At 59.4% G+C, this 21,782-nt stretch carries 18 protein-coding genes; 17 read left to right on the top strand and 1 reads right to left on the bottom strand.

Features of this window, described 5'->3' with window-relative positions; all coding sequences use genetic code 11:
- The first annotated feature begins 487 nt into the window (after nucleotides 1-487).
- From paoA to ACZ9DP_RS01025, 8 genes are all read left to right on the top strand, one after another.
- Complete coding sequence (gene paoA / locus ACZ9DP_RS01060) at nucleotides 488-1,126, top strand: aldehyde dehydrogenase iron-sulfur subunit PaoA (RefSeq protein WP_476199776.1); 639 nt, start codon at nucleotides 488-490, stop codon at nucleotides 1,124-1,126.
- Nucleotides 1,123-2,073, top strand: a complete 951-nt coding sequence (locus ACZ9DP_RS01055) for an FAD binding domain-containing protein (protein WP_476199774.1) — start codon at nucleotides 1,123-1,125, stop codon at nucleotides 2,071-2,073. Before paoA ends, ACZ9DP_RS01055 begins: the two co-directional genes overlap by 4 nt.
- A 3-nt stretch (nucleotides 2,074-2,076) precedes the next feature.
- On the top strand, nucleotides 2,077-4,272 hold the full coding sequence (gene paoC, locus ACZ9DP_RS01050; protein ID WP_476199773.1) for an aldehyde oxidoreductase molybdenum-binding subunit PaoC: 2,196 nt from the start codon (nucleotides 2,077-2,079) through the stop codon (nucleotides 4,270-4,272).
- 57 nt (nucleotides 4,273-4,329) lie between these two features.
- Nucleotides 4,330-5,259: an XdhC family protein gene (locus tag ACZ9DP_RS01045; RefSeq protein WP_476199772.1), complete on the top strand. Its 930-nt coding sequence runs from the start codon at nucleotides 4,330-4,332 to the stop codon at nucleotides 5,257-5,259.
- Between the two features lie 340 nt (nucleotides 5,260-5,599).
- Nucleotides 5,600-5,866 (top strand): DUF1127 domain-containing protein, encoded by a 267-nt coding sequence (locus tag ACZ9DP_RS01040; protein ID WP_476202132.1) that lies wholly within the window; start codon nucleotides 5,600-5,602, stop codon nucleotides 5,864-5,866.
- Between the two features lie 290 nt (nucleotides 5,867-6,156).
- Nucleotides 6,157-7,290: a Gfo/Idh/MocA family protein gene (locus ACZ9DP_RS01035; RefSeq protein WP_476199770.1), complete on the top strand. Its 1,134-nt coding sequence runs from the start codon at nucleotides 6,157-6,159 to the stop codon at nucleotides 7,288-7,290.
- Between the two features lie 28 nt (nucleotides 7,291-7,318).
- Nucleotides 7,319-8,173 (top strand): oxidoreductase, encoded by an 855-nt coding sequence (locus tag ACZ9DP_RS01030; protein ID WP_476202130.1) that lies wholly within the window; start codon nucleotides 7,319-7,321, stop codon nucleotides 8,171-8,173.
- A 255-nt stretch (nucleotides 8,174-8,428) separates the two neighbouring features.
- Nucleotides 8,429-8,968, top strand: a complete 540-nt coding sequence (locus ACZ9DP_RS01025; RefSeq protein ID WP_476199769.1) for a cyclophilin-like fold protein — start codon at nucleotides 8,429-8,431, stop codon at nucleotides 8,966-8,968.
- Nucleotides 8,969-9,654: 686 nt separating this feature from the next.
- Here ACZ9DP_RS01025 and ACZ9DP_RS01020 read toward each other — a convergent pair.
- Nucleotides 9,655-10,551, bottom strand: a complete 897-nt coding sequence (locus tag ACZ9DP_RS01020; RefSeq protein ID WP_476199767.1) for a LysR substrate-binding domain-containing protein — start codon at nucleotides 10,549-10,551, stop codon at nucleotides 9,655-9,657.
- Nucleotides 10,552-10,647: 96 nt separating this feature from the next.
- Between ACZ9DP_RS01020 and ACZ9DP_RS01015 the strand changes: the two genes are divergently transcribed.
- The 9 genes from ACZ9DP_RS01015 to ACZ9DP_RS00975 all read left to right on the top strand — a co-directional run bounded on the left by ACZ9DP_RS01015 (nucleotide 10,648) and on the right by ACZ9DP_RS00975 (nucleotide 21,737).
- Nucleotides 10,648-11,868 carry a pyridoxal phosphate-dependent aminotransferase gene (locus tag ACZ9DP_RS01015; protein WP_476199766.1) on the top strand — a complete coding sequence of 407 codons (1,221 nt, stop codon included), beginning with the start codon at nucleotides 10,648-10,650 and terminating at the stop codon, nucleotides 11,866-11,868.
- Between the two features lie 20 nt (nucleotides 11,869-11,888).
- Nucleotides 11,889-12,674, top strand: coding sequence for an SDR family oxidoreductase (locus tag ACZ9DP_RS01010; protein WP_476199765.1), 786 nt, complete (start codon nucleotides 11,889-11,891; stop codon nucleotides 12,672-12,674).
- Nucleotides 12,675-12,701: 27 nt separating this feature from the next.
- The gene (locus tag ACZ9DP_RS01005) at nucleotides 12,702-13,412 is read left to right on the top strand and encodes a ribonuclease activity regulator RraA (RefSeq protein ID WP_476199764.1); all 711 of its coding nucleotides are present in this window, start codon (nucleotides 12,702-12,704) and stop codon (nucleotides 13,410-13,412) included.
- A 656-nt stretch (nucleotides 13,413-14,068) separates the two neighbouring features.
- Nucleotides 14,069-14,539 carry a cyclophilin-like fold protein gene (locus tag ACZ9DP_RS01000; RefSeq protein ID WP_476199762.1) on the top strand — a complete coding sequence of 157 codons (471 nt, stop codon included), beginning with the start codon at nucleotides 14,069-14,071 and terminating at the stop codon, nucleotides 14,537-14,539.
- 167 nt (nucleotides 14,540-14,706) lie between these two features.
- On the top strand, nucleotides 14,707-15,888 hold the full coding sequence (locus ACZ9DP_RS00995) for an MFS transporter (protein ID WP_476199761.1): 1,182 nt from the start codon (nucleotides 14,707-14,709) through the stop codon (nucleotides 15,886-15,888).
- A gap of 384 nt (nucleotides 15,889-16,272) precedes the next feature.
- Nucleotides 16,273-17,028, top strand: coding sequence for an SDR family NAD(P)-dependent oxidoreductase (locus tag ACZ9DP_RS00990; protein ID WP_476199759.1), 756 nt, complete (start codon nucleotides 16,273-16,275; stop codon nucleotides 17,026-17,028).
- Nucleotides 17,029-17,195: 167 nt separating this feature from the next.
- On the top strand, nucleotides 17,196-19,670 hold the full coding sequence (locus ACZ9DP_RS00985) for an ATP-binding cassette domain-containing protein (RefSeq protein WP_476199758.1): 2,475 nt from the start codon (nucleotides 17,196-17,198) through the stop codon (nucleotides 19,668-19,670).
- Nucleotides 19,667-20,665: an ABC transporter permease gene (locus ACZ9DP_RS00980; RefSeq protein WP_476199756.1), complete on the top strand. Its 999-nt coding sequence runs from the start codon at nucleotides 19,667-19,669 to the stop codon at nucleotides 20,663-20,665. Before ACZ9DP_RS00985 ends, ACZ9DP_RS00980 begins: the two co-directional genes overlap by 4 nt.
- Nucleotides 20,666-20,708: 43 nt before the next feature.
- Entirely contained in the window at nucleotides 20,709-21,737 is a 1,029-nt protein-coding gene (locus tag ACZ9DP_RS00975) for a substrate-binding domain-containing protein (RefSeq protein WP_476199755.1), read from the top strand.
- Nucleotides 21,738-21,782: the final 45 nt, after the last annotated feature.

Below are 21,782 nucleotides of genomic sequence, written 5' to 3'. Positions count from 1 at the left end.
CGAACGGCAGTAGTGGCGCAACGTCGAACGTCCTGGTAAGGAGGCCGACGTCGTGCTCTTGCCGGTCGATTGTGGTCAGCCATTCTGCCGCACCACCGACCGTGAACCATCTGTCCCCGAAATAGGCCAGCGGTTTGTACCTCTTTGCTGCGCGTGCTGCGCAATTTTCTCGCCAGCCTGGACATTGTTCAGTCGCCTGGACTCGTTGCTATTCGCTTCAGGCCGCCCGACATACTTTCAGCGGTTGTTCAGGTACCGGGCCACGATTGGGCTGACGCTCAACGTGTATCAGTCATGAGTTTCAAGTCCTCGGGCTAGACCATCTGAAATCGTCGGCGGCATTGCCACCGTCACGCCATTCATGAATCAGAGCGATAACTTCAAGAAACGAGGCCCACCTAATCATCTCTTGATTGCCGCACTACGTTCCAAAAAGGCGCGGTCCCTCCGCGCTCAAAGATACCGAAGGAATGAAGTGGAGCAGGATATGCAGGGCCCCATCCAACTTGAAATCTCCCGCCGGAACTTACTTATTTCGTCGGCTGCGACAGTCGCAGTGGCGACTGCCGCGGCTGGTGAAGCGGCTGCACAAGCGGCAGGAAATGCAATGCAACATACGTCGAAGGTGTCGCTGACGGTGAACGGCGAAAGCCGCAGTCTCGATATCGACAATCGAACAACGCTGCTCGACGCGCTGCGCGAGCACCTCCATCTGACCGGCACCAAGAAGGGCTGCGACCATGGCCAATGCGGTGCATGCACCGTCATGGTCGACGGCCGCCGCGTCAATTCCTGTCTGACACTCGCCGTCATGCACGAGGGCGATGAGGTCACCACAATCGAGGGCCTCGGAAAGCCGGGCGAGCTTCACCCGATGCAAGCTGCTTTCGTCAAGCATGACGGCTTCCAATGCGGATACTGTACGCCTGGACAGATATGTTCCTCCGTCGCGGTGCTCGAGGAGATCAAGGCGAACATCCCAAGCCACGTCATGGGCGACCTAACCGCACAGGCGGCCATCACTCCCACCGAAATCCGCGAGCGCATGAGCGGCAACATCTGTCGCTGCGGCGCCTATTCCAACATCGTCGATGCCATCGTCGAAGCCGCGGGGACAAAAGCATGAGAGCCTTTAGGTATGAACGTGCCTCGTCCGTCGAAGCCGCGGCCAAGGCGGTCGCCTCCAATCCGCAAGCCAAGTTCATTGCCGGCGGCACGAACCTTCTCGACTTGATGAAGCTCGAGATCGAGACGCCGACGCATCTGATCGACGTGAACGGCCTCGGCCTGGACAAGATCGAAGCCACTCCGGAGGGTGGGCTGCGCATCGGCGCGCTTGTCCGCAACACGGACCTCGCCGCGCATGAGACTGTACGTCGCGACTATGGGCTTGTGTCCCGGGCGCTCGTCGCAGGTGCCTCTGGACAACTGCGCAACAAGGCGACAACGGCCGGCAACCTCCTGCAGCGCACGCGCTGTCCGTATTTCTACGATATCAACCAGCCGTGCAACAAGCGCCAACCGGGCAGCGGCTGTTCGGCCATCGGCGGCTTCAGCCGCCAACATGCCGTCGTCGGCACCAGCCAAGCCTGTATCGCCACCCATCCGAGCGACATGGCGATCGCCATGCGGGCGCTGGACGCAGTCGTCGAGACGGTAAAGGCTGACGGCAGCCGTCGATCCATCCCGATCGCCGACTTCCATCGCCTGCCGGGCGACACGCCCCATATCGAGACCGCCCTCGAGAGCGGAGAATTCATCACCGCGGTCGTGCTGCCGCCACCGATCGGCGGCCGGCAAATCTACCGCAAGGTCCGCGACCGCGCGTCTTATGCCTTCGCGATCGTCTCGGTCGGTGCCGTCATCCAGACCGACGGCACCGGACGCGTCGCCGTTGGTGGCGTTGCCCACAAGCCGTGGCGCATCGAGGCGGCCGAAGCCGAACTGCCGAAAGGCGCACGGGCGGCGGCGGGCATACTGCTCGCAGACGCCCGTCCCACCGAACAGAACCGTTTCAAGGTCGACCTGGTCGAGCGCACGCTCGGCGCGATCATTGCCGAAGCCAGGGGGTAACTCATGCAGTTCGATACACCAGCGACGACCAATCCGATCGACCGCCTCAAGGTCGTCGGTCAGCCCATCCCCCGCATCGACGGCCATCTCAAGACGACCGGCCGCGCGATGTATGCCTACGAGTGGCATGATCCGAACACGCCGTACGCCTATGGCTACCCCGTCGGCGCGGCGATTGCCAAGGGGCGGATCAAGTCGATGGACGTCTCCGCGGCGAAGAAGGCGCCGGGCGTGATCGCCGTGGTGACCGCACCGGACATCGGAGAACGGAAGAAGGGGAGGTTCAATACCGCGAAGCTCTTCGGCGGCGATGAGGTGCAGCACTACCACCAGGCGATAGCGGTCGTTGTCGCCGAGACCTTCGAACAGGCCCGCGCCGCCGCCGCGCTTGTCAAGGTCGACTACGCGGAAGAAAGGGGAGCCTTCGATCTGCGCCAGGCCATGGACTCGGCAGTAAAGCCCGAGTCAGGTGATCCGGACTCCGCTGCGGGCGACTTCGATGCCGCTTTCAGAGCCGCTCCGGTCACGTTCGAGGAGACCTACACGACGCCCGACCAGTCCCACGCAATGATGGAGCCGCATGCCTCCATCGCCGCCTGGGACGGCGACGAATTGACGGTCTGGACTTCAAGCCAGATGATTGACTGGTGGCGGTCTGACCTAGCAACGACCCTCGACATCGACAAGGAGAAGATCCACCTGATGTCACCGTTCATCGGCGGCGGTTTCGGCAGCAAGCTGTTCCTGCGAGCGGACGCCGTGCTTGCCGCCTTCGCAGCAAAGGCGGCCAACCGTCCGGTAAAGGTCGCGCTTCCGCGACCGTTCGTGATGAACAACACGACGCACCGTCCAGCGACGATTCAGCGCATCCGTATCGGAACCCAGCAGGATGGAAAGATCACCGCGATTGCCCATGAAAGCTGGTCTGGTGACCTTGAAGGCGGAGGCCCTGAGGCGGCGGTCATGCAAACACGGCTGCTCTACGCCGGAGCAAACCGCATGACCACAACGCGGCTGGCGACGCTTGATCTGCCCGAGGGCAACGCTATGCGCGCTCCGGGCGAGGCGCCCGGGCTTATGGCGCTGGAGATTGCCATGGACGAAGTGGCCGAGAAACTCGGCATCGATCCGGTCGAATTCCGGATTATCAACGACACCCAGGTCGATCCTGAAAAGCCGGAGCGACCGTTTTCTCACCGTGACCTCGTCGGATGTCTCAAGCTCGGGGCGGAACGTTTCGGATGGAAGAACCGAGGACGGCCGGGCTCACGCCGCGAGGGAAACTGGCTTATCGGCATGGGTGTTGGTGTAGCGTTCCGCAACAATCTTCTTCTTCCGTCAGGAGCGCGTGTCCGCCTCGACCGGGAAGGCGTCGTCACAGTCGAGACCGACATGACCGACATCGGCACGGGCAGCTACACCATCATCGCGCAGACAGCGGCGGAGATGATGGGCGTTACCGTCGACAAGGTCGGCGTCCAGCTCGGCGATTCCCGCTTTCCGGTCTCTTCGGGTTCTGGCGGCCAGTTCGGCGCGAACTGTTCGACCGCCGGCGTTTACGCCGCTTGCGTCAAGCTCCGCGAGGCCGTGGCCCAGAAACTCGGCTTCAACTCCGAGGACGTCATCTTCGAGAACGGCGAGGTTCGCTCCGGTAACCGCTCGGTACCGCTCGGCGAAGCGGCGGGTGCCGATGGTCTTGTCGGCGAGGACGCGATCCAATGGGGTAAGCTGTCGGAGACGCACCAGCAGTCGACCTTCGGCGCGCACTTCGTCGAGGTCGGCGTCGATGTCGCCACCGGCGAGAGCCGGATCCGGCGGATGCTGGCGGTGTGCGCGGCTGGACGCATCCTGAACCCGATCACCGCGCGCAGCCAGGTGATCGGAGCGATGACCATGGGTGCCGGCGGGGCGCTTTCTGAAGAACTGGCAGTCGACACGCGCCGCGGCTTCTTTGTCAATCACGATCTCGCCGGCTACGAGGTGGCGGTACACGCCGACATCCCGCACCAGGAGGTAATCTTCATGGACGAGACCGACCCGATGTCGTCGCCAACGAAGGCAAAGGGCATCGGCGAGCTCGGCTTGTGCGGCGTTTCCGCCGCAATCGCCAACGCCATCCATAATGCGACGGGTGTCAGGGTCCGGCACTATCCGATCACGCTTGACAAGCTGATTGGCGGCCTCCCGGACGTCGCATGACGCAATTGGCGGCGGAAGTTCACCAACCCGCCGTCAACTTCCCAAAGGATTTTCGCATTGACCGAAATCTTCGCTCCCGTTTCCCTGCCGACACCGGCAAGGGCGCTCTTGAACGACGATCCTGTCGAGGTCCTTCGCTTCGCCGTCGACGCCTATCGTAACGGCGGCGTGGCGCTTGCTACGCTCATCGAGATCCGCGGCGGTGCGGCACGTGCCCTTGGTTCCCATGTTGTGGTGGCAGCTGACGGTCGCTTCTGCGGCTACGTTTCCGGCGGATGCGTCGAGGCCGCCGTCGCGGCAGAAGCTCTTCTCGCCATGGAGGCGGGATGTGATCGGACCGTGATGTTCGGCGACGGCTCTCCCTTCTTGGACATCGTTCTTCCCTGCGGTGGCGGAATCACGGTCGCGATCCATCTTCTGCAGGAGATCGCAGGCATCGAGCACGTACTCGAATGTCTCAGGCAACGCCGGCCGGCCGGACTTCGCTACTCGCCCCAAAGCCAGTCGCTGACAGTCGTCGAACCGGCAGAGCGGGCAAGCCGGCAAGGCACCGATTTTCTGGTGGTGTATCGACCGAATACACGCCTTGTCATCTCTGGGCAGACGGTCGAAGCGGAGGCTGTTGCGCGCCTCGCTAGGGCTTCTGGCTATCAGGTGTTCGTCCGAGAGCCGGGGGAAGGGCCGACACGCTTTGGCACGCAGATTGATGCGTACGCCGCCGTTGTCCTCCTCCATCACGACCTCGACCAAGAGGAGCCAATTCTCGATGTCGCTCTGAAATCTTCGGCCTTTTATATAGGCGCGTTGGGAAGCACACGGACACACCGGAGGCGCATCGATCGTTTGAAAGAATTCGGATACGGCGAGGGTGAACTTCACCGTATCAAGGCGCCGATCGGTGTTTTTGGGCCAACACGAGATTCGGCATCGCTGGCGCTGTCGGTCCTAGCAGACGTTGCAGCCGCACGGCTCATGGTGCATGCATGATGCCTGCTGGAACAGCCGCATGGGCTTATCGACATGGCCGCTGCCCAGGTGCGCGCGATCATAGGCGAAGATGCAATGATCGATGGACCGCTGTCATTTTCGCCGGACGGTTTATCGCATACTAAAAGGGTGCTCGCGCTAACCCCGCACATAGCGCGGGCAGGCGCTCCGCGAGTGCCACGTCGAGCTCCCAGACAGGTCCAGTTTGTTATGTGGCGAAACAACGCTGCGATACCGAATTTATGAATCAGGCTCATGATAACATGCGGGTTAATCGCACTAATCCAGGTCGAACAATGTGCTCATACTGTTTCAAAATCCATTAGGCGGAGGAGAGAACATGTGTGGGCAATGTGTGTCAAAAAATATCGATGCAGAGCGGGGATTCAGTAAATGGGACGTCATCTTACCGCAGGCAAAGAGCGCGCAGCGTTACGACCATAAGGAGGGAATTGTGCCGCGCATTCTGCATATGCTGAGAAGGTGGCGGCGGCACCGAGACAGTCTGACTTATCTCAATCGGTTGCCCTCGCGGGAGTTACGTGACATCGGCATTGACCCCCATGATATTCGCTTAGCCGGCCCAAAGGTGGAGAGATCCATCTGACAGGTGAGTTTTTAGGGATGCCCTTTGAATTCGACTCATTCCGGGTAGGGAACGTCCGGTTTGCAGGTCAGTCCCGGCAGTTCAGCGCGGCTCTGCGCGCGGCCGTCCCCAACTCCATTTAAGGCAAGTTGGCGGCGTCCCGGGCGGTGCATGGCAATTGCGATCTCGGTTGGACGAAAATCTGTCAGCAGCGTCGCTAAATCTGACAGCCGAAGATCTCTTCTATTTCTTGCTCTTGAACGGGCGAGCGGAACTCATCTTTGAATGTCATATCAGAACAAGGGTTGAACATGGCAAACGATCGTTTTCGAGTTGGCATAGTTGGTTTGACAGCCGAAAGGAGCTGGGCCGCGGTGGCGCATCTGCCCGCGCTTCGTGCACTAGCAGACACCTTCGAGGTTGCAGGAGTAGCGAATTCTAACCACGCCAGCGCCCAGGCAGCAGCTTCGGCCTGCAACATCCCCCGCGCCTTCAACGACGTTGCCGAATTGGCACATTCGTCCGACATCGACGTTGTTTCCGTGACTGTGAAGGTCCCTCATCATTTTGAGCTCGTCAAAACTGTGATCGCAGCCGGGAAGCACGTCTTTTGCGAATGGCCACTTGGCAACGGTCTCGCAGAGGCCGAGGAGCTAGCGTCTCTCGCCGAGGCCAAGGGTGTTCTTGCCATTGTTGGCACGCAGGCTCGCGTCGCTCCGGAGATCCTGTATTTGCGCAAGCTGCTTGCTGACGGCTTTGTCGGAGATGTTCTATCCACGACGCTGACCGCAAGGGGTGGCGGCTGGGGCGGCACCGTCGCTAGCGAACAGACGTATGGATACCTGCTGGATCGGGCCAATGGTGCAACGATGCTCACCATTCCAGTGGCGCATACTCTCGCCGCGATGCGTGATGTGCTCGGCGACATCATCGAACTGTCGGCCGTGGTCGCCAACCGGCGCCACGAGGCACGTGCTCTCGATACCGGCAACTTTTTACCAATGAGCGCGGCCGACCAGGTGGTACTTAGCGGATTGCTTGCAAACGGGGCGCCACTGTCCATCCATTATCGCGGCGGTGCGCCACGCAGTGGCGACGGTCTAGTCTGGGAAATCAATGGGACGGACGGCGACATTGTCCTCTCGGGCCCTTATGGTCACGCGCAGCAGATCCGCATATCACTTGCGGGCAGCCAAGGGGAGGCACCGCTTCAGCCGCTGGCGGTCCCTTCCAGCTGTTTCGAAGCGTTGCCCGAGGAACCCTTCTCAGGCAACGTCGCCCGCCTCTATGCACGCATGGCAAATGATCTCAGGAACGGCACTCACACTGCGCCGACTTTCGCAGATGGTGTCGAACTCCACCGCCTGATCGATGCAATCGAGACGGCCGGCAGGAATGGGCAGCGAGTTCGACCAGAAGCTCCTAATCGGCTGCTTGGTGATTGACACTTGCGCAAATATGAAAGGAACTTTCATGCCAAATGAAACACCTGTCTGGTTCATTACAGGGTGCTCGACCGGTTTCGGTCGCGAGATTGCAAAACTCGTCCTCAAACGGGGTTGGCGCGTTGCACTGACCGCGCGCGATGTCGCAAAGATCGCAGATCTGGTCGGGCCTTATGGTGATAAGGCTCTGGTGATATCCCTTGACGTCAATGATGAAGGGATGATCGAACAGGCTGTTAGCGATGCCGATACCCATTTCGGGCGGATCGACGTTCTGGTCAACAACGCTGGGTACGGCTATTTCTCGGCGATTGAAGAGGGTGAGGACGCAGAAATCCGCAGACAGTTTGAGACCAATGTTTTTGGTCTGGCTTCGCTCGTTCGCAAGGTACTTCCTGGCATGCGCCGGCGCCGGCATGGACACATAATCAACTTCTCTTCGATCGGCGGCCTCAATGCTTATCCGGCGCTCGGCTACTACAACGCCACAAAATTTGCCGTCGAGGCGATCTCCGAGGCGTTGGCGCAGGAAGTAGGGCCACTCGGCATCAAGGTCACGTTGATCGAGCCGGGCGGTTTCCGCACAGATTGGGCAGGCAGGTCCGTCATTGAATCCGCGACCGTGATCGATGATTATGCTGGGACCGCTGGTGCGAGGCGCCAAGGTTTGCGATCTATCTCCGGAAAGCAGGCAGGCGATCCCGCGCGGGCGGCGGCGGCCGTGGTCAAGGTGTTCGAAGCTGACAATCCTCCTCTGCGTCTGCTTCTTGGGTCCGACGCTTATGAGCGTGGCATGGCGCGGCTCGACATGCTGCGCGAGAACTTTGAGACGTGGCGAGATGTCAGTGTCAGCACCGACTTCGTCGATGACGGTCAGAATTAATTCGCTTCCCCGCCATCAGCCACGTCCATCACGCAGAGCCGCGGTCCACATTGCCTGACACAAGCAACGAATACGAATCTCGCCGCCTTTCATCAGCTTCGCCATGTCCGTGAAAACTGCATGCGTGCACGACCTTCTGGGGCGAGGTCGTGTGTGACCTCGCTTCGGCGCCTCAGGCAAAAGCAAGACATTGATGAGTCATTCTCATAGCTGCATGCGTTCGCAGCCGTCTAATCTGCGACCGTGCGGCCTGTTATGCTTCAAGCTTCATTAAACGCCTTGCTGCCAATCGTTTCACCGTGGGTCTATATGCGAGAGGAACGCTATGAAAACCGTAAGCAACCTGACACGAAGGAGTTTGATAGCAATGGCCCTGACGAGCTCAATGCCAGGGTTGGCTGCGGCTCAAACACAGCCAAAATGCTCAAAGGCCGGAGCTTGGCCATGAAAGTAGAATTTTCTTTTGCTGATTTTGTGTTTACGGCAACCCTTGACGATAATCCGACGGCCCGTGACTTCGCCTCGATGATGCCTCTGGATCTAACGATTGACGACTACTCCAACAATGAAAAGATCGCATATCTACCCCGGAAGCTTACCGAAGGAGGAAGGGGCAATTTCGATGATGAGTCTCTTGGAGATCTTTGTTACTACGTCCCGTGGGGAAATCTTGTTTTCTACTACGCGAGCTATCGCTCCTCCACCGATCTGATCCGGCTTGGTCGACTCAACAACGGTTTCGAGCCGTTACTCACGCGCGGAAAATTTCCGCTGAAGGGCAGGCTTCTGAGCTGAAAATCAACGAGGCTTGTGACCGCGTTGCGATGATGCTGAACACTCTGAGCCGTTGTCCGCACATCGCACGCCGCTCCCCCGCCGCCAAGCTCATCCGAGAGCATATTGTAGTGGTCAAAGGAAATTGAACGTGCTGATGCAGACCATGTCGCGCGAAGATAGAGCGGGCAGCTGGAGCGCTGTCGTTGCGATGTCGCTTTGTGTGTTCGTGCTGATTGCATCGGAGTTTCTGCCCGTCAGCCGCGGGATCACCCGTTCAAATCATGGCAGTGGGCACTCACCCTGTCAGCACACAGTTTCACTGCGAATGTCCGCCACAATCACTGGCCGCATGGACCGCGACGCCAGGCTGTGTACCGCTCTTCGAAAAGCATAGAGGACCTGGCTCATATCTGCGGTTTCTTGAGGAAGTATACCCGCTGATGCAGAGCATGAACATGATGACCAAGCGCTTGTACGATAACCTATAGCGAACGGACCCCGGAATTAGACTTGCATGTGCAAGCGCAGAATAACTCCACTTGCAAGAGACTGGGAAAACCGCAGCGAGAGCAAACAACCCGCAACTGACATCTTTCGCGCGGCGTTTTCTGGGACACACGGCTTGCCCGTTGACGGTAGACGTTTCCACATAAAGATCAACGCGTCGAAAGTGTTCCGATGGGCAGCTTTCCAGGCTCCCAGCGCTATTTGCCGGAGAGCAGGGCTTCCTTCAATTTTGCCGCTGCCCGTGCTTCCTCGGCGAAGGCTTTCACAAGCCGCTCGTTTGTTGTCAGCCTAGGGAAGATCAACCCCACGCCCCGGAAGGGCGCTCCTTCCAGCGGAAGCTTCCGTAGCGATAGGCCCTCCGGCCATGGCGGGAGCCAGTTGGGGACTAAGGAGACACCCAAACCCTTGTTCACAAGCACGGCTATCGCCTCGAGTGAATCCAGTTCGTACTTATCCTGGGGGCTAAGCTTTAAACGTCTCAGGTATGCTTCGCCCGACCTTCCGCCCCATTGCTTTCGATCGTAGCGGATGAATGGTGCGCGTTTTAGGAGGGCGATGGGATCGCTGTCGATCTCACTTGTGCTGCTTAGTACAATGAGTGGGTCTTTCCTAAGCTCGTACCACGTGTATTCCTTGGGAATGGCAAAGGGAGGCTCGACCAATATCGCTGCATCCAAGCTCCCTTCGCCCATTTTTTGATACAAGTCGGATGACTGCCCTGGCTGCACTTCCACTTGTATCCCTGGGCGTTTCGCCTTCATGGACGAGAGTATCTCGGGAAGCAGCCCCGTCGTCATCGAATGAATGACGCCCACGCGAACGGTACCTATCTCTTCGTTCTGATTGGCTAGGCCGGACAGGCTTTCTGCCGCGTCTACAATGCGCCTGGCTGCCTCGACAACCGCTGTCCCCGCCTCAGTGGCGCGCATGGAGTGACCGGCTCGTCGGACCAACACTGCCCCAATTTCGTCCTCCAGCGCCCGCAGACGTTGCACGACTGCCGACGGCGTCAGGCTTTCCTTTCGAGCGGCAGCGGCGATAGAGTTCAAGTCAATTACCGAGAGGAGTGTTTTGAGAAACCGCGTCTCCATCATTTAGGCTTTCTACATTTCAAACACGCGAAGACACATGTTTTCTTACGGTGGCACGCATGTCAATCTCTCGCTGAAACTAACGTCATAGGATTAGCGATGACTTTGCGATTTGACCAAAGCAGCCTCTCCCAGCGGCTGAAAACTGTGAAGCCTTCGCCGACAATTGCGATAACTCGCTTGGCGGCCGAGCTTCGACGCGGCGGAGCGGACATCATCGCGCTGTCGCAAGGCGAACCAGATTTCGATACGCCCGATCACATCAAGGCGGCCGCCAAGAAGGCAATCGACAATGGCGTAACGAAATACACTGACGTCGATGGAACGCCTGAACTCAAGCGCGCGATTGTTCAGAAATTCAGGAACGAGAATGACCTTGAATACGAGGCGGCTAACATTTCCGTTGGGACCGGTGGAAAACAGGTGATCTTCAACGCCTTCTCCTCAACGTTGGACGAAGGTGACGAGGTAATCATTCCCGCCCCTTACTGGGTGTCATATCCGGATATGGTTTTGCTCACCGGCGGGGTTCCCGTAACGCTCTCCTGTGGTGAGAACAGTGGATTCAAACTCACCGCGGCAGTCTTAGAGAGCGCCATCACGCCACGAACGAAATGGCTGGTTCTCAATTCGCCGAGCAACCCGACTGGATCGGGGTACTCCGCGGACGAACTGAAAGCGATTGCTGAGGTCCTATTGCAGCATCCACGCGTTCTGGTGCTGACGGATGATATGTATGAGCACATCCGATACGACGGCTGGGAGTTCACAACAATCGCTTCGGTGGAGCCACGTCTTCGGGAACGCGTTCTAACCTGCAACGGTGTCTCCAAGGCCTATGCCATGACCGGATGGCGCATTGGTTATGCAGGCGGCCCGGCCGACCTGATTAAAGCAATGGCGACGATTCAGTCGCAAAGCACCACCAATCCGAGTTCGGTCTCGCAGGCGGCTGCCGTCGCCGCTCTTACCGGTCCTCTGGACTTCCTCGCAGAACGCAATGCCGTATTCCAAGAGCGGCGCGATCTGTGTCTCTCGGCGTTTAACTCCACAGATGGATTGAGCTGCCGCACGCCAGACGGTGCGTTCTACCTCTTTCCATCGTGCGCAGGGGTAATCGGCAAGCGGCAGCCCAATGGGCAGCTGATCGAGAATGACGTGGGCTTCGCAACCTATCTGCTGGAGTCAGCGGGTGTGGCAGTCGTCCCCGGTTCGGCCTTTGGACTCGGACCGTATTTCCGAATTTCATTTGCCACTTCGACAAATCGCCTTCGCGATGCCTGCACCCGTATTGGCGATGCGTGTGCGGCACTTCAATAGACACAAGAGGAAAGACTGAAATGGATTTGGGAATTTCCGGAAAATGCGCCGTTGTTCTGGGCGCTGGGGGCGGCCTTGGTGGTGCAATTGCCCATACTCTTGCGGCAGAGGGTGCAAAGGTAGTCGTCGCGGATATTGATGGCGATGCAGCGGAAAGAGCAGCGGCTGACATCAGATTGGCAGGTGGCGAGGCCTTCTCGATCAAGTGGGACATCAGCGATCTATCGGTAATCGACAGGAATGTCTCGCTGATTGAAAGCCGGTACGGCAACGTAGCCATACTCGTGAACAATACTGGTGGTCCGCCTCCGACCACGGTCTCAGGTCAATCCTCTGAGCAATGGTCAAGGTTTTTTCAAGCGATGGTTCTGTCGGTTATTGCGCTCACAGACAGAGTGCTTCCCAAAATGCGGGAGGCAGGTTGGGGCCGGATCATCACCTCGACCTCCTCGGGAGTAGTCGCACCCATCCCGAACTTGGGTCTGTCCAACGCGCTCCGTTCCACTCTCGTTGGCTGGTCGAAGACCCTCGCGAAGGAGGTCGGTGGGGATGGCATCACATCCAACATCGTTCTTCCCGGTCGCATAGCAACACCACGCATCTCGTTCCTCGATGAACAAAGGGCCAAGCGGGAGGGGCGTTCCGTCGAGGACGTATCTGCCGAGAGCACGGCATCTATACCAGTAGGACGATACGGCAAGCCGCAAGAATACGGCGACGTGGTCGCCTTTCTCGCCAGTGAACGCGCGTCCTTCCTCACCGGAAGCATCATCCGCGTCGACGGCGGAATGATTGCAAGCATCTAACAACTGAACATTTTAAGAGGAAGAGCAATGGCTACCGATGCAGAAATCAAAACCATCCTGGCAGGCGTCACAACTGCAACGCTGACGACGATCCTGCTGAAGAAAGGACTTCGCAACGTCTGGATTCGCGGAGCTATGCCGATCAAGCCCGGACAGGGACGTATTATTGGGCGCGCCTTCACCCTGCGCTTCGTACCCGCCCGCGAAGATCTGGCTACGCCGGAATCCTGGTCGTCCCCCAAGTCTACACGCGCGGCGATCGAAGCCATGCCCGATGGCTGCATCGCAGTCGTTGACGCTATGGGCATCACCGATGCCGGTATCTTCGGAGACATTTTGTGTGCCCGTATGGCGAAGAAGAACGTTGCGGCTCTTGTGACCGACGGTGTTGTCCGCGATCTGGATGGGGTGCTTGGCACGAACCTTCCGGTATGGTGCTCGGGAGCAGCTGCTCCGCCGTCCGTTGCCGGCCTCACCTTTGTGGATTGGGACCAGCCTGTAGGGTGCGGTGGCGTTGCCATCTTCCCGAACGACATCATTGTCGTTGATAACGACGGAGGCGTTGTTATCCCAGCAGCGCTGATCGACGATATCCTCGAGCTTGCACCCGAACAAGAACGCCTTGAAGGCTGGATCATGCAGGAGGTCAACAAGGGTGCGGCGCTGCCCGGTCTCTATCCTGCGAATGCCGAGAACAAGGCTCGCTACGAAGAGTGGAAGAAGCAGTCGGGCAATTGATCACGACTTTGGCGAGTCTCGGATTGTCTCTCCGGTGATCCATTTGTCTCTCCGGTGATCCATCTCCTTTTCGCCAAGAGACGCCGCGCCTTTCCCATCGGCGCGGCGGAATACGGCGAGCCTTCAAGCTCGACGAGTTGGTGTCTTTCGAAGCAGTGGCGCGGCCATAAATTCCGCGCCATCGCGGTAGGCTCTGAATGCGTCCGCCTTCCTGCCGCGACCACCACCATCATTTGGTTGGTCGGCAACATCTCGGCAAAGAGGATGCGTCCCAACCGAACCTGTTTGCGCGCGAAAACAACATCTTGATCCCTCCGCCTGAACAACAGCTGGTTCGCGACGACAAATGCCCTCCGCCGCTTCGCAGATCGCAATGCAAAGCTTAAGGCGGCAGACGGCGGGCCGTACCCGTTACTTCCCGACATCTGGCGACCTATTTGTGGTTGCCGCGGAAAAGGCAACGGGATGAAACGTTTTTGAACCGGTGGCCGGCCCGTATCGAGCTCGACAGACGCAAGACATTGATGAGTCATTCTCATAACTGCATGCGTTCGCAATCGACTAATCCACCATTGTCCTCACTGCTAGACTGATGATGCACCATTCAAAACACATGCAAATCGCTCGCCGCCAGCAATTAACATGAGGGAGACGCAATGAAAGCTGGAAACAATCTGACGCGCAGGAGCCTGATTGCGATGGCCTTAACAAGCTCCGTGCCTGGGATCCCAATGGCTCAGACACCGCCAACATTGCTAAAAGTTCGGAACTCAAACATGAAACTAGAATTTGCTTTCGCTGATTTTGTTTTTACCGCAACCCTCTACGACAATCCGTCGGCCCATGACCTGGTTTCGATGATGCCGTTGGATCTGACTATCGACGATTATTCCAACAATGAAAAGATCGCCTACCTGCCGCGAAAGCTCACCGAACAAGGAAGCGGCGCGTTCGAGAACGAGGCCGCGGGAGACCTTTGTTACTACGCTCCCTGGGGAAATCTTGTTTTCTACTACGCGAGCTATCGCTACTCGGCCGGACTGATCCGGCTCGGCCGCCTCGACAAGGGTTTTGAGCCGCTGCTCGCTCGAGGCAAGTTTCCGCTGCGGGCAAGGCTTTCGAGCTAAAGTCGAATAGGACCACGGCAGGATCGCCCGCCGCGGTGGATCCCGAACCACAGGACGGAGCGGGCTCGGATATCGCACGAGATACGCTTACTACACTGTCTTTTCAGAGCGCTGCGACAACAGCTCTTCGTGGAGATGTGCAGCGTTGCGGCCAAAGGAGAGCGAACATGCTGATGCAATCCGTATCGAGCAAAGAGAGACCGGCCAACTGGAGCGCTGTCGTTGCGATGTCGCTTTGTGTGTTCGTGCTGATTGCGTCCGAATTCCTGCCCATCAGCCTTCTGACCCCGATCGCCAGTGAGCTGGCCTTGACCGAAGGACAAGCCGGCCAAGCCATTTCGGTTTCTGGTATATTCGCAGTCCTGACGAGCCTGTTCATTTCCTTCTTTTCGCGAGGCCTCGATCGAAAAGTCGTACTTCTTTCCTTGACTGGGCTTATGCTTGTGTCGGGCGCTGTTGTCGCCTTTGCTCCCAACTTTGCCGTCCTTATGGCGGGTAGGGCGCTTCTCGGCATTGTGATTGGCGGCTTCTGGTCAATGTCGACGGCAACCGTGATGCGGCTTGTCCCCGAAACCGACGTTCCAAAGGCCCTCGCCTTCCTGAACGGTGGCAACGCCTTGGCTGCAACGATTGCAGCTCCTCTAGGAAGCTTTTTGGGTGGATTGATCGGCTGGCGCGGCGCGTTCTTCTGCGTGGTTCCATTTGCTGCGACCGCTGTCTGTTGGCTTGCGATGACGCTACCCCGGATGCAAGGCGGAAGCGCGTCCGGTGTGACAGCGACGTTTCGCCTTCTCGGGCGGCCCGTCGTGACCATCGGTATGGCAGCGATCCTCTTTCTTTTTATGGGGCAATTCGCGTTGTTCACCTACTTGCGCCCATTTTTGGAAACCGTCACCCGTGTCGATGTCTCCACGCTGTCGTTACTCCTGCTCGTCGTTGGCGTTGCGGGCCTTGTCGGCACCCTGTTCATTGGCCCGGTCTTGAACAAAAGTCTGTATGGCGTGCTCGTCCTGGCGCCTGTGTTAATGGCTATAGTCGCCATCGGTCTTGTTCTCTTTGGTGGATGGGTTTTGGCCGCGGCCATGCTGCTTGGCGCCTGGGGTCTCGTAACCTCGGGGCCGGTCGGCTGGGGTGTCTGGCTTTCACGCTCGCTCCCGCGCGATGCTGAGGCTGGCGGCGGACTGATGGTCGCTACCATCCAGTTTGCGATCACCCTTGGTGCGACCGCGGGCGGCCTCCTGTTTGACGCAAGCGGTTACGAAGCCACGTTCCTGACAAGTGCCGGTATTCTGCTCGCCGGGGGCCTTCTCGCTTACGCCTCTTATAGGGCGGCCCGAAAGACCTTTTGAAAACGCAAACCATCCAGCGACCTCGTATCGCGGCGTCACCGGCCGCTGGCGCGTGACGCAGGCTTCCTAATGGGACGGCCTGTTTTGCGTCGGAAAAACCAGGCGCCCGCACCGGGGTATAACATGGGAGAATACCCATAATGGCAGGAAAGAACGTCTACAACTCATTGATAATACACATTAATATTGATGTGACAAAATGATGTTGTTGCTTTCTTTGCCGGAAACCACCGTTCCCCGTCCGTTGACAAAAATCTACGCCCTACCAATACCGTTGACCAGCGAGCTCGGGGAGATGCTCGCAAGCCGATCCGATCCGGACGAATTGACCCGGAAGATGACGGGATCGCCAAGTCGGCGCTTGCGCCAAAGAGGGAGGAAGAAATGAATCGATTTAAAGGTCGGACCGTGATGGTCACCGGAGCGGGCAGCGGCATCGGTGCTGCCTGTGTGCGCCGTCTGCACGCCGAGGGCGCAGATGTGGTCGCCGCCGATATTACCCAGGAAGCCGTGGATAAGATCGTGTCGGAATTCGGTGGTAGCCCGCGCGTCAAGGGGGCGGTGCTGGATGTGTGCGACCAGGCGGCGGCACTGACTCTGGCAGCAGAAACCCGCATACGGCTCGGTCGGCTGAACGGCCTCGTCAACTGCGCCGGGATTACCGGCGTCGCCAACATCCTGGATGTCGAACCCGAAAAGCTCGAGCGCGTCTTGGCAGTCAATTTCGGTGGCACCGTGAACATGTGCCAGGCCTTTGTGCGAACCGTGCGAGACGATAAGGAGCCACGTGCCATCGTCAACATTTCGTCCGGGGCAGGCGTGATGGGCGTGCCAAACCGGCTGCCCTATGTGGCGTCGAAATTCGCTGTCTCGGGCATTACCAAGTCGATGTCGCCGGAACTGGGGCCGCTGGGCATCCGGGTCAACGCCGTGGCGCCGGGCATGACCAAGACACCGCTGGTCGAATACATGCTTCAGGACCCCGAGGCCGTGGCTCGCATCAACGCCGCTCATCCCATCGGGCGCATGGGCGAACCCGAGGAGATTGCCGCCGTGATCGTCTTCCTGCTGACCGACGATGCCAGCTTCATGACCGGGGCTGTGGTCTCTGTCGATGGCGGCCAGACGGCCTGTTTGTAACGGCGCGGCATTCGCGCCCGTCCTGGCCGCAACGCCAAATCCAGGCGGGTCCATGATTGACCAAGCGGCAGACCTGTCGGCGACCCCCGGACAAGCCGACAGTCTCCGTGATGGTTGATAAAGGGGTGAAGCGCCCGGCTGCATAATATCTTCGGGAGGAGGATAGGATGAAAGACGACGAAACAAGGGAACGAGATGGGCGGGACGGGGCAATCTTCGTCTCGGTCCGTGACTTATCCAAAAGCTTCGGACCCAGCAAGGTGCTGCGCGATGTCAGCCTGGACATCCGCGCGGGCGAGATCCTTGTCCTGCTTGGACCTAACGGGGCAGGAAAATCGACCTTTCTCAACATTATCGGCGGCACGCTACCGCCGAGCTCAGGCACGCTGACACTGGACGCTCAGGCAATCGATTTCGACAATTACATCGCCGGTTCGTCGCGAGCGCAGGGCATTCAGCGGGTGTTCCAGGAACTTTCGACCTTTCCGAACCTGACAGTGGGCGAAAATCTGGCCCTGACCTCGGATAAGAAGATCGCGGCGTCGCGGCGCGACTTGATGCGGAGCGCGCGCGAACGCATGAAGGTCTTTCCCAGCAATCGCATCGATGTGGGCGCCGAAGTTTCGGGGCTGTCCGTGGCCGAACGCCAGATGGTCGAAATCGCCCGCGCCATGACCGAACCCGGCACGCGCCTGGTGATCCTGGATGAGCCAACTTCGGCACTGTCATCGCAAGAGGCCGACCAGCTGGCCGATCTGATCACCCGCAAGGCGGCCGCGGGCGTGGCGATCATCTATGTCACCCACAAGCTCGAAGAGGCGCTGAGGCTTGCCCATCGCGTGGTGGTCCTGCGCGACGGCAAGCTGCATTTCGATGGCGACGGGCGCAATCTGACCCATGATCAACTTCTCGGCCTGCCGGGCGCCACGGCCGATAAGGCCATCCCCGCCGAGCCACAAGCGATCGCCGAGACGCATCGCGATCTGCTGACGGTCCAAAACCTTTCCGGCCCGCGGCTGCACGACATCCGTATCCGCGTGGGCGAAGGCGAGATTGTCGGCATTGCCGGGCTGGAAGGGGCGGGACAACGCGAGCTTCTGCAGGCCGTCTTCGCGGTACGCAGTCGCGATGCGGGCGCGATCCGTTCGGTCGGCGACATGGCCTATGTCAGCGGAGACCGCAAGCGCGAAGGTCTTCTGCCGCTGTGGAACGTCGAGGACAATGTCGCCATCTCGGCCGCGCCCCGTTCCTCGCGCTTCGGTCTGGTGGATCTTACTGCGCTGAAAACAACGGCACAGGAATGGTTATCGGAATTGGGCCTTGCTCACCGCGCCAATTCACCAATCGTGAGCCTGAGCGGCGGCAATCAGCAGCGCGCGCTGCTGGGCCGGGCTTTGGCCAGCGAGGCGCCATTGCTGCTTCTGGACGATCCGACCCGGGGTGTCGATGCAAATGCGAAGGCCTCAATCTACGCCATCCTCGACAAGCTCAAGGACAAGGGCCGCAGCGCAATCCTCTATTCGACCGAAGTCGCCGAATTCCACAAATGCGACCGGGTGTATGTTATGGCGCGCGGTCATGTCGTAGCCGAGTTCAGTGGTGCCGAGGCGACAGAAGAGCGGATCGTTCAAGCTTCGTTCATGCATCCCGGCGAGGGGGGCTCAGCGGCCGCTCAGGAGACGAGGCAAATGAACCGCAGCGCCTTCGGGAAAGCTGCACTGGCGCGGCTGATCTCATGGCGATCCCTGCCGGCAGCGCTCCTGATGCTGGCAATGTTCGCACTGGCCTTTTGGCAGCAGCCCAACGCGCTTAGTACCTTCGGTCTCGAACTACTGTTGCAGGCGTCGATGCCGCTCGCCCTCGCGGTCATCGCGCAGATGCTGTTTTTACTTGGCGGCGACATCGACCTTGGCCTCGGCTTTGCCATTGGCCTCGCCAATGTGCTGGCGGCCACCTACCTGGTCGATGCCCCCGCACTGGGGCTATTGGCACTGGCCGGGTTGATCGCAGGCTATGTGCTACTGGCGCTGATCGTCGAGCTTCTGGGCGTTTCATCGGTGGTGGCGACACTCGGCGCCTCGTTTGTCTGGCTCGGCATAGGGCTGATGGTGCGCGAGACTCCGGGGGGACATTCCCCGGAATGGCTGGCCGCGGTAACGCATGTCAAGCTTTGGCCGCTTCCGCTGCCCTTCTATGTGCTGGCGACGGCGGCGCTACTTGGGCTGTGGATCTGTCAGGGCTGGGGCTACAGCATCCAGCTACGCGCTTTGGGACATAACCGGCGGACCTATGTGTCGCTTGGCTTTTCTGCGCTGGCGGGACGGATAACACTTTATGCGCTGGCCGGGGTCTTTGCCGTCCTGTCGGGATTGCTTCTGACCGCCACTACGGGCGCGGGCAATGTTCACGTCGCTTCCAACTTCACCCTCGCGACCATAGCTGCCGTGGTGGTCGGCGGGGCAAGCTTCGCGGGTGGACTGGTTTCTCCGATCGGGGCGGTGATGGCGGTGGTGGGTATTTCGCTGATCACCACCAACCTCGGCTTCCTTGGGATCAGCTCGGAATATTCAACCGCAATCGGTGGCTTGGCGCTGATCACTGCACTGAGTTTCCGTTCCGTTACGAGGTCGACGGCATCATGACCCAATCGACGACAACCACCAATCCTTCCGCCCCACTGCCGGAGGCACCGGGCAGCAGCTGGCGCCGGCTGTTGCGTCAGTCCTGGTTGGGCGCGCTGATTGCAGCGGTTCTATTGTGGCTGCTTGCGGGGTTGGTCACGGGAACGCTGTCATTGTCCTTCGTCTTGGCCAATGCGACCATCGCCGGCTTCCTGACATTGGCCGGAACGGCGCAGATGACAGTGATTGCGAGCGGGCCGGGGAATTTCGACCTGTCGCTGCCCTATGTCATAACGTTTGGCGCCTATGTGATGTCGGCGGGCTTGCTGGGCGAAGGCAACATCCTGGGCTCCCTGGCGCTGACGTTGCTAGCCGGGGCCTTGGCCGGGGCTTTGAATGCTGCACTGATCGTGCGGCTACGCATCCCCGCCATCGTCGCGACGCTGGCATCCGGCTATATTATCTACAGCTTAATCGTCGCCATCCAAAGTGGGGGCTTCAGCCGCGTCGGCGGACTGTTTGAGGCGACACTGCGGTGGCGCGTCGCGGGAATTTCAGGCGCGCTGGTGATCACCGCGCTTACCCTCGCCCTTCTCGGACTTCTACTTTCGCGCACGGTCTTCGGCCTTCAGCTGCACGCTATGGGCCAGAATGGGGAGGCGGCGCGGCTGGCCGGCGTGCGGCGTGGGTGGCTGACACTCGGTACATTTGTGCTTTCGGGTGTATTGGCTGCCTGGCTGGGTGCCCTGCTGGCCACCTATCAGGGCGGTGTCTCGGCTGATCTGGGCCGCAGTTATTTGCTGGGCTCCGTCGCAGCGGTCGTCGTCGGCGGCACGCGGATTACCGGGGGCGTCACCTCCGTCTTCGGGACTGCGCTCGGCGCTCTGGTGCTGACGCTCGCCCAATCCGACCTGGTGCTTCTGCAACTAAGCATTGGAGCCCAATACGTCATCCAGGGGCTGATTGTCCTGGGTACCGTTTGTCTGGTGGCCGCCCGGTCATCGGACCGCAGGTAGCCCGCAACAGGCGGACGCCGCGATCAACAACAAGGAGGAAAGAATGCAACAGGGTATCGTGAAAAGACGGACCGTGCTGGCCGGCAGTCTCGTGCTCGCGGCAGCGCTCGTCGCCGGGTCGGCCATGGCAGAGGACAAGATCACTATCGGTGTGGCCATGCCGTTTCAGGGCAATGGTTGGCAGAAGGGTTTTCTTGCCGCCGCGCAATGGGCTGCGACCGAACTCAACGCCAAGGGCAGGAACATAGAGCTGACCGTGGTGGATGCCGCAGGCGATCCGCAGACCCAGATCCAGCAGGTCAACAACATGACACTGCAGGGGGTGGATTTCATCATTCTCGAGCCATTGTCAGACACGGCACTAAACGGCGCCATCGACAATGCCGTCAATGCCGGCATTCCGGTGCTGACCACCGCGCTCGGCTCGGTCACCAACCCGAAGGCGATCGACCTGCAGTTCGACTACAACGAATTGGGCGAGAAATATGTCGGCTATATCGCCGAACGGACAGGCGGCAAGGGAAACGCGGTGAACATTCGCGGCCTAGCTGGAAACGCGGCGGAACAGGCGATCCAGGATGCCTATGTCCGTGCGCTCGCGAAATATCCCGATATCAAGATTGTGGCCGAAGTCTATGGCGACTGGAACCAATCGGTCGCTCAGCAGCGCGTTTCCGCCATTCTCCCAACGCTGCCCGACGTGGACATCATATTTTCCCAGGGCGTTGCGGCGTTCGGCGCGGCTCAGGCCTTCATGGCGGCGGGCCGCGAGGTTCCGCTGCAGGTCTATGGCTTCGATGGTGTGGACGCAAACCTGCTGCTCGATCTGAACGCGAAGTCAGGCTATCAGTCGGTGGCGATCAATGTCGATCCAGGCGTTGGCGGTGTGGCTGTCAACGTCGCTGTGGCTAAGCTCAGTGGCGTTGACGTGCCGATGAAGATGATCTCGCCGATCCCCACGATCACGCTGGAGGATCTAAAGACCGCCTACAAAGGCATGGCCGACAGCGATATAGTTTGGGTGAAGTACCAGTATGACTGGACGCTGGCGAATGTGATCCACGCCAAGTAGCTGGCGCGCTGGCTTAGGGCCGGGTCGACCGATCCCATCAAAGGC

It is taken from the genome of Rhizobium sp. USDA 4016, assembly GCF_056279705.1.
The sequence above is the reverse complement of the archived record's forward strand: the minus strand, read 5'-3'. Positions and strand labels throughout refer to the sequence as shown.